Source organism: Mycobacterium sp. (assembly GCF_049280035.1).
GTDB lineage: Bacteria > Actinomycetota > Actinomycetes > Mycobacteriales > Mycobacteriaceae > Mycobacterium.
Genome location: NZ_JBAPPI010000064.1, coordinates 1 through 7,808, shown reverse-complemented (window position 1 = coordinate 7,808; position 7,808 = coordinate 1). Strand labels below are relative to the sequence as shown.

Annotated in this window: 7 protein-coding genes and 2 tRNA genes; 6 read left to right on the top strand and 3 right to left on the bottom strand. The window is 63.9% G+C overall.

Features of this window, described 5'->3' with window-relative positions:
- Together WAN71_RS02180 and WAN71_RS02175 are read right to left on the bottom strand one after the other, a co-directional pair.
- A partial coding sequence (locus WAN71_RS02180) for a serine hydrolase domain-containing protein (protein WP_422223755.1) occupies nt 1-506 on the bottom strand: 506 nt, incomplete at its 3' end.
- A 141-nt stretch (nt 507-647) separates the two neighbouring features.
- Nucleotides 648-718 (bottom strand) — tRNA-Gly (locus WAN71_RS02175).
- A gap of 126 nt (nt 719-844) precedes the next feature.
- Between WAN71_RS02175 and WAN71_RS02170 the strand changes: the two genes are divergently transcribed.
- The 4 genes from WAN71_RS02170 to clpP2 all read left to right on the top strand — a co-directional run bounded on the left by WAN71_RS02170 (nt 845) and on the right by clpP2 (nt 3,727).
- A tRNA-Pro gene (locus WAN71_RS02170) sits at nt 845-918 on the top strand.
- 66 nt (nt 919-984) lie between these two features.
- Nucleotides 985-2,394, top strand: a complete 1,410-nt coding sequence (gene tig, locus WAN71_RS02165; protein ID WP_422223753.1) for a trigger factor — start codon at nt 985-987, stop codon at nt 2,392-2,394.
- A 95-nt stretch (nt 2,395-2,489) separates the two neighbouring features.
- Nucleotides 2,490-3,095 carry an ATP-dependent Clp protease proteolytic subunit gene (locus WAN71_RS02160; RefSeq protein ID WP_422223752.1) on the top strand — a complete coding sequence of 202 codons (606 nt, stop codon included), beginning with the start codon at nt 2,490-2,492 and terminating at the stop codon, nt 3,093-3,095.
- Nucleotides 3,092-3,727, top strand: coding sequence for an ATP-dependent CLP protease proteolytic subunit ClpP2 (clpP2, locus tag WAN71_RS02155; protein ID WP_422223751.1), 636 nt, complete (start codon nt 3,092-3,094; stop codon nt 3,725-3,727). Before WAN71_RS02160 ends, clpP2 begins: the two co-directional genes overlap by 4 nt.
- Before the next feature lie 7 nt (nt 3,728-3,734).
- Here the strand turns inward: clpP2 and mmuM are convergent, their stop codons facing one another.
- Nucleotides 3,735-4,625: a homocysteine S-methyltransferase gene (gene mmuM, locus WAN71_RS02150; protein WP_422223754.1), complete on the bottom strand. Its 891-nt coding sequence runs from the start codon at nt 4,623-4,625 to the stop codon at nt 3,735-3,737.
- Nucleotides 4,626-4,889: 264 nt separating this feature from the next.
- Between mmuM and clpX the strand changes: the two genes are divergently transcribed.
- Nucleotides 4,890-6,173: an ATP-dependent Clp protease ATP-binding subunit ClpX gene (gene clpX, locus WAN71_RS02145; RefSeq protein ID WP_422223750.1), complete on the top strand. Its 1,284-nt coding sequence runs from the start codon at nt 4,890-4,892 to the stop codon at nt 6,171-6,173.
- Nucleotides 6,174-6,744: 571 nt separating this feature from the next.
- Nucleotides 6,745-7,808: 2-oxoacid:acceptor oxidoreductase family protein (locus WAN71_RS02140; protein WP_422223749.1), on the top strand; the 1,064-nt coding region annotated here is incomplete at its 3' end.

The following is a 7,808-nucleotide window of genomic DNA, read 5'->3' as shown; positions in this document are numbered from 1 at the left end:
CGCCGGAACACCTCGCCGAGGATGAAGCCAAAGGTGGTCATGTGATAGCCCTGCGCGGTCCCCGGCTCCCACCACGGTTCGGCGGCGGCCAGGCGTTCGCACACCAGGTCCCAGTCGGTGACCTGCGTCCAGTCCATCCGCTTGCCCGGCCCGATCACCCCGGATCGGTGACTCATCACCATGCCGAGGGTGATGTCCTGCTTGCCGGCTTGGGCGAACTCTGGCCAGTAGCGGGCCACCGGGGCGTTCAGGTCGAGGTCACCGCGCTCGACGAGTTGGTGGACACAGGTGCTGGTGAGGCCCTTGGTGCCGGATAGCACGGTGGATAGCGTGTCCACCTGCCACGGCTTGGTGCCGGCGTCATCGGCTGTTCCGGCCCACAGGTTGACGACCAGCTCGCCGTCTACCCAGGCCGCGACCGCCGCGCCAATTTCCTTGCCCTGCACGAAGTTCTGCGCGAAGGCCCTGCGCACGCCATCGAAGCGAGTCGCGCATGAGCCATGGATGACGGTGTCGGCTGTGGCACCTGGATGCTGAATCGGTCAGCCTCCTCAGCTTGCCGGGGTCGGCCTCGCCGGCCGCCGGGCCGCCGTAGGCGCATTAAGCGTTCTCAGCCTAGTCGGGCTCGGTTGCCGGCGCCGGTATCGAGCGGGCGACGGGAATCGAACCCGCGTAGCTAGTTTGGAAGACTAGGGCTCTACCATTGAGCTACGCCCGCGTGTATTAGTCGAGCGCGACTGTACGTCGCGGCTTACATCAAATCCAAATGGTGCCGTCCCGTTACTTCGTGGTGAGGCCGCTATGGGCAGCGCGCGGCTTGGCCGTAGGATCGTCGAGGTCACCGCGGGGTGTAGCGCAGCTTGGTAGCGCATCCGCTTTGGGAGCGGAAGGCCGCAGGTTCAAATCCTGTCACCCCGACTGGCACGCCCCAGCCAACGGGCATCGACCAGCAGAAGACCGCAAGTACAACCGAGGAGCAAACCGGTGAAGAGCACCGTGGAGCAGTTGAGCCCCACCCGGGTCCGCATCAACGTTGAGGTGCCTTTCACGGAGCTGCAGCCCGACTTCGAGAGGGCCTACAAAGAGCTGGCCAAGCAGGTGCGGCTGCCGGGTTTCCGACCCGGCAAGGCACCGGTCAGGCTGCTGGAGGCGCGCTTCGGCCGCGAGACGATGCTCGACCAGGTCATCAACGAGGCGCTGCCTAGCCGCTACGGCCAAGCCGTGACCGAATCCGACGTGCGGCCGCTAGGCCAGCCCGACATCGAGGTCACCAAAAAGGAGTACGGCGAGGAACTCGTTTTCACCGCCGAAGTCGACGTACGACCTGAGATCACGCTGCCCGACCTCAGTGCGCTGAAGATCACCGTGGATCCGATTCAAGTCAGCGACGAGGACGTCGACGCCGAACTGCAGTCCTTGCGTGCCCGGTTCGGCACGCTGACCGGAGTCGAAAGGCCCGCCGCGACCGGCGACTTCGTCTCGATCGACCTGTCGGCCAACATCGACGGTGAAGATGTGGCCGAGGCGGCGACGAAGGGACTGTCACACGAGGTCGGCTCCGGCCAGCTCGTCGACGGTCTCGATGATGCGATCGTCGGCCTGTCAGCCGGGGAAAGCCGGACCTTCACCACCAAGATGGCCGCCGGTCCGCACGCCGGGAAAGAGGCCGAGGTCACCGTGACTATCGGCACGGTCAAGGAACGCGAGCTGCCTGAGCCCGACGACGAATTTGCCCAACTGGCAAGCGAATTCGACACCATTGACGAGTTACGCGCCAATCTGTCCGATCAGGTGCGCGAGGTCAAGCGTGTCCAGCAGGCGGAGGAGATCCGCACCGCCACATTGGATGCCCTGCTTGAGCAGGTCGACATGCCGCTACCGGAAGCGATCGTCCAGGCTCAAGTGGACAACACCTTGCACAACGCGCTGCACAGTCTCAACCACGACCCGGCCAAGTTCGCCGAAGCGCTCGCCAAACAGGGCAAGTCGCGGGAAGAGTTCGACGCCGAAACCCGAACCAACGCCGAGAAGGCCATCAAGACGCAGCTGCTGTTGGACGCGCTGGGCGACGACCTCGACATCCAAGTCGGCCAGCAAGACGTCACCGAACGGCTGGTGCTGACCTCGCGGCAGTACGGCATCGAGCCCCAGCAATTGCTCAGCTATTTACAACAGAACAACCAGCTGCCGGCGATGTTCGCCGACGTGCGCCGCGGGCTGACCATCGCCGCGGCAGTCGAGTCGGCCACCGTCACCGACATTGACGGAAACGTCGTCGACACCACCGAGTTCTTCGGCAAGCGCTCCGAGTCGGAGACCGGGGAGGACGAGATTGACGCCGACGACCTGGAAGCCGCGGCTTCGTCCGAGGAGCCATCGGGCGACACGAAGTGACGCTGTGAGCGAACGCGGGGGCTTCGGGGAGTGCGCGGCGCCCCCGGTTGGTTAGTGTCGGTGAATACAGAACTCGAGAAAGCAGGTAACCCACTGTGAGCCGTGCGACAGAAATGCGGGCTAGTTCGCAGGGTCTGAACCTCATCGACTCGGTCTATGAGCGCTTGCTCTCCGAGCGCATCATCTTCTTGGGGTCGCAGGTGGACGACGACATCGCGAACCGCCTCTGCGCGCAGATCCTGCTGCTCGCAGCCGAAGACTCCAACAAGGACATCTCGCTGTACATCAACTCCCCGGGCGGATCGATCAGCGCCGGGATGGCGATTTACGACACCATGGTGCTGGCGCCGTGCGACGTCGCCACGTACGGGATGGGGATGGCCGCGTCGATGGGTCAGTTCCTCCTCGCCGCCGGCACCAAGGGCAAGCGTTACGCGTTGCCGCACGCCCGCATCCTGATGCACCAGCCGCTGGGCGGCGTGACTGGTAGCGCTGCCGACATCGCCATCCAGGCCGAGCAGTTCGCCGTCATCAAGCAAGAAATGTTCCGGCTCAACGCTGAATTCACCGGCCAGCCGATCGAGCGCATCGTGGCGGATTCCGATCGCGACCGCTGGTTCACCGCCCCGGAAGCCCTGGAATACGGGTTCGTCGACCACATCATCACCCGCGCCGAGACAAACGGAGCACCATCACTATGAACCCCGATATCCAGCCGCAGGCGCGTTACATCCTGCCGTCGTTCGTCGAGCATTCCAGCTGGGGTGTCAAAGAGTCGAACCCGTATAACAAGCTGTTCGAGGAACGCATCATCTTTCTGGGTGTCCAGGTCGACGACGCGTCGGCCAACGACATCATGGCGCAGCTGCTGGTGCTTGAGTCGCTGGATCCCGACCGCGACATCACCATGTACATCAACTCGCCCGGTGGCGGGTTCACCTCGCTGATGGCGATCTACGACACCATGCAGTACGTGCGCGCTGACATCCAGACGGTGTGCCTGGGGCAGGCCGCCTCGGCCGCAGCGGTGCTGTTGGCCGCCGGAACACCGGGTAAGCGGATGGCGCTACCCAACGCGCGGGTGCTGATCCACCAGCCTTCGCTATCGGGGGTGATTCAGGGCCAGTTCTCGGACCTGGAAATCCAGGCCGCCGAGATCGAGCGGATGCGCACGCTGATGGAGACCACGTTGGCCCACCACACCAAAAAGGACGCCGCGACCATCCGCAAGGACACCGACCGCGACAAGATCCTGACCGCCGAAGAAGCCAAGGACTACGGGATCATCGACACTGTGCTGGAGTACCGGAAACTTTCGGCGTCGACGGCCTGATCGAGGCTCAGCGCTGATCAGCCGGCTCGGCGAGAGTCGTTGCCAGCTCGGCGATGTCGGCCGGCCGCACCCGGCAGCACCCACCGATCACCCGCGCACCGGCTGCTGCCCACTGCACGGCTAGCCGCGGCGCGAACCGCGACGGGCCGACCCAGGTGCGCCGAGTGCTATCCCAGCGCTCGCCGCTGTTGGGATACACGATCACCGATTTGCCGGTTTCTCGCGCCGGCTCGATCGCCGGCAGCACGTCGTCGGGTGCGCAGCAGTTGACCCCGACCGCGACAATTTCTGGTACCCCGACCGCCACGGCAAAGGCGTCAGCCAGCGGCTGACCGGCGCGGGTGCGCCCGCCGTCGATGGTGTAGCTGAGCCAGGCCGGCACGCCGAGCGATCGCACCACGTTCACCAGCGCCTCGGCTTCGTCGACGTCGGGGATGGTTTCCAGGGCCAGCACGTCGGCGCCGGCGTCTGCCAGCACCTCCAGCCGCGGTCGGTGCCACTCTTCCAGCTGCGCGACGCCAAGCCCGTAGCGTCCGCGGTATTCCGAGCCATCGGCGAGTGTGGCGCCGTACGGGCCTACCGAGCCGGCCACCCTGCCGTCCGCAACGCCGGCTTGGTCCCGAGCGGTCTTGGCGAGCTCGACGCTGCGGCGAAGCAGTCGGCCGGTCTCGTCGCGGCTGATTCCGCTGGCGGCGAAGCCGTCGAAGGACGCCTGGTAGCTAGCCGTCGTCGCGATCATCGCCCCGGCGCGAAAGAAGGCCATGTGCACCGCGGCGATTTCCTGCGGGGCGTCCACCAGCAGCCGCGCCGACCACAACTCGTCCGACAAATCATGACCGCGCGCCTCGAGTTCGGTCGCCAGACCGCCATCGGCGATTAACGCGGTATTCTCGGGCAGGGCGAATCCCACAGGCCTAATGTAGGACCGCCGAGCATGTTCGCCTCTCGGTCGCATAACAGCCACGACACGCCAGGGACACGGCGGCGCGTTCCGGCAAGCGCGGGGCCGCCTCAGGCGATATCTTCAGGCAGGCAAGCACGAATATCACCGACGCGATTCGGCTCTAACGGTCGCATCGCTGTAGAGCAAGCGGGTAGCGTCGGGAAAATACACGCGGCATAGCACTTCGACACGGTTAACAGGAAGTAGGCCCCCAGCACCATGGCGCGCATCGGAGACGGCGGTGACCTCCTAAAGTGCTCGTTCTGCGGAAAGAGCCAGAAGCAGGTCAAAAAGCTAATTGCGGGGCCCGGCGTCTACATCTGCGATGAGTGCATCGATCTATGTAACGAGATTATCGAAGAGGAACTCGCCGACGCCGACGACGTCAAACTTGACGAGCTGCCAAAGCCCGCCGAGATCCGCGACTTCCTGGAGGGCTACGTCATCGGCCAAGACACCGCCAAGCGGACGCTGGCCGTCGCGGTCTACAACCACTACAAGCGCATTCAGGCCGGTGAAAAGGGACGTGATTCCCGGTCAGGTGAACCTGTCGAGCTGACCAAATCCAACATCCTGATGCTGGGACCGACCGGATGCGGTAAGACCTACCTGGCCCAGACGCTGGCCAAGATGCTCAACGTGCCGTTCGCCATCGCCGACGCCACCGCGCTGACCGAAGCCGGCTATGTTGGTGAGGACGTGGAAAACATTCTGCTCAAACTGATTCAGGCCGCCGACTACGACGTCAAGCGCGCCGAGACGGGCATCATCTACATCGACGAGGTCGACAAGATCGCCCGTAAGAGCGAGAACCCGTCGATCACCCGCGACGTCTCCGGGGAGGGCGTGCAGCAGGCGCTGCTGAAAATCTTGGAGGGCACCCAGGCGTCGGTGCCCCCGCAAGGCGGTCGCAAGCATCCGCACCAGGAATTCATCCAGATCGACACCACCAACGTGTTGTTCATCGTCGCTGGCGCGTTCGCCGGGCTGGAGAAGATCGTCTCCGACCGGGTCGGCAAACGTGGTTTGGGTTTCGGGGCCGAGGTGCGCTCCAAGGCCGAGATCGACACCACCGACCACTTCGCCGAGGTCATGCCGGAAGACCTGATCAAATACGGGCTGATTCCCGAATTCATCGGCCGGCTACCGGTGGTCGCGTCGGTGACGAACCTGGACAAGGAATCTCTGGTCAAAATCCTGTCGCAGCCCAAGAACGCCTTGGTCAAGCAGTACACCCGGCTGTTCGAGATGGACAACGTGGAGCTCGAGTTCACCGAGGACGCGTTGGAAGCCATCGCCGAGCAGGCGATCCACCGCGGCACCGGGGCTCGCGGCTTGCGCGCGATCATGGAAGAAGTCCTGCTGCCGGTGATGTACGACATCCCCAGCCGTGACGACGTCGCCAAGGTCGTGGTGACGAAGGAGACCGTGCAGGACAACGTGCTGCCGACGATCGTGCCGCGCAAGCCGGCCCGCACCGAGCGCCGCGACAAGAGCGCCTAGTAAAACTCTCGGCTGTTCGGTAACCATTGAGTGCCGGCGCCGCAGGCACAGTATTTCGAACCGCACACGCACTGGATTTACTGAACTTCTGTTCGCGACGGCCTCAATCGTGGTGATCGCTGGCTACGACGGTGGCGTTCAGCTCGCTGGGTGCTCTTGCCCGGTGTGGGCCTGGCGCTCTACTTGACCGCGGTGCCCGAGACCGGGCCTAACGCCGGGACGCGTCCGGAAAAACCCGCCCGCGGCGCCTCCCCCAAATGGGGGAGGCGGGGGTGAGAAGAGCCGCTAGCAAATGTTACCGGCGCGTAGCTTGGATTCTTAGACTTCGCTCGCCAGCCAAAGTGACGAACACCACAATTTGCCGCAAGATTCGCCGAGTGCGTGTGTTTGACCTCGTATTTTGACCAAGTGGCTGTAACGTGACGGTGTGTATCGGCGTAAATGAATCCCTAAGAACAGTGCAATAATCGGTACTACCAGTGACATAAAACCCGGCCGGGGGTTCACTCCGACGACACGCACCGGTAGCTGCAACGTACCCGTGCGGTGAACAGCGATGGAAGGCGGGGACGTGGGTCCGAACGACAACGGAGCCAGGTCAGAATCTCACCCAGATTCACACCGAGCCAATGCGGCGCTGCCTGAACGGGAAAAACTGGAAAAAGTCGTCATCCGTTTCGCCGGGGACTCCGGCGATGGCATGCAGCTCACCGGCGACCGATTCACTTCCGAGGCCGCTCTTTTTGGTAACGACCTGGCGACCCAACCGAACTATCCGGCCGAGATCCGCGCACCGCAGGGGACGCTGCCGGGTGTCTCGTCGTTCCAGATCCAAATTGCCGACTACGACATCCTCACCGCCGGTGACCGGCCCGACGTGCTGGTCGCAATGAACCCGGCGGCACTGAAAGCCAACATCACCGACCTGCCCATTGGCGGGCTGGTGATCGCCAACTCCGACGAGTTCACTAAGCGCAACCTGGCCAAAGTCGGCTACCAGGACAACCCGCTGGAAAACGGGGAACTATCCGACTACAAGGTTGAGGCCGTCCCCATGACCTCGCTGACGCTTGGCGCCGTCGAGGTCATTGGCGCGTCGAAGAAAGACGGCCAGCGCGCCAAGAACATGTTCGCGCTGGGCCTGTTGTCGTGGATGTACGGGCGGCCGATCGAAACCAGCGAACGATTCATCAGGGAGAAATTCGCCCGCAAGCCCGACATCGCTGAGGCTAACGTGCTGGCCCTGAAGGCGGGGTGGAACTACGGCGAAACCACTGAGGCCTTCGCCGTCACCTACGAGATCTCGCCGGCGAAACTGGCCGCAGGTGAATACCGGCAGATTTCCGGCAACACCGCGCTGGCTTATGGCATCGTCGCCGCCGGTCAGCTGGCCGACATTCAGGTCGTCCTCGGCAGCTACCCGATCACGCCGGCGTCGGACATTCTGCACGAGCTTTCCAAGCACAAGAACTTCAACGTGATCACTTTCCAGGCGGAAGACGAGATCGGCGGGATCTGCGCTGCGCTGGGCGCTTCTTACGGCGGCGCGCTCGGGGTCACCAGCACGTCGGGACCCGGCCTGTCACTGAAGGCCGAGGCGCTTGGGCTGGCCGTGATGACCGAGCTGCCGTTGCT